1 pseudogene is annotated in these 864 nt (G+C 70.0%); it reads right to left on the reverse strand.

From position 1 onward, the window contains the following. Window positions 1-864, reverse strand: a pseudogene (locus tag RB628_RS40950) (FAD-linked oxidase); the annotation flags it as partial.

Here is an 864-nt window from a genome sequence, read left to right on the forward strand (position 1 = left end):
GGTAGTTGACGTAGCAGCCGTCGGTCACGGCGTTCGGGACCGGTACGCCGCCGGTCCCGGCGTACACCCCGTGGAAGAACTCCCGTATCCAGGCGAGCGACTTGGGCTCGTCCGCCGGGTCGGTCCACCAGATCATCCAGGCGGCCTTGTACGCGGCCTCGCGGTGCGGGGCGGCGGTGGCGTCCGGGGCGACCGCGTTGACCTTGCCGCCGAAGGAGCTGAGCAGCACGGAGGCGGTGGGGTTGACGAGGTCGGTGCGGGTCAGGTGCCGGTAGAACTCGCTGATGTGCGCGTCCGGCATGGCCGTGCGGTAGTACGCCGACTTGAAGTCGCCCTGGAGACTGGGGTCGTTCAGGGTCGGGTTGGTGGTGCCCAGGTACCGGGCGGCCTGGAGCCAGGGCATCCGGCGGGGCTCGGCGAGCTCCGGCATGGCGGGCAGTTCTCCCATGGGAGTGCTGAGCGGCTCGTGCGCCACGTCCAGGCCGGCTGTCATGGCCGCCAGGAAGTCGTCCAGGATCCCGTCCGCGTTCGGGACGGTCGCGTCGGCCTGGGTGATGAGACCGATGTAGCCGTTGGACTTGTGGTTCAGGGCCAGCATGCTGACCAGGTTGTCGTTGGGGGTACCCGGCTTGAGGTTCTTGGCGTGCCAGTCTCCGTAGTTCTTCACCAGGCGGGCGAAGCGCGCCTCGGTCATCTCCGCCCACGGCCAGGCGATCGCGCTGACCAGCACCTCGGCCGGCGGCTGCGGCAGCAGCGCGGACGGGTCGGTGCCGGTGGAGCCGGGCGAGCGGAACCAGAACCGGGTGATGACACCGAAGTTGCCGCCGCCACCGCCGGTGTGGGCCCACCACAGCTCACGGTTGG

The sequence above is a fragment of the Streptomyces sp. ADMS genome, from assembly GCF_033441795.1.
Taxonomy (GTDB): domain Bacteria; phylum Actinomycetota; class Actinomycetes; order Streptomycetales; family Streptomycetaceae; genus Streptomyces.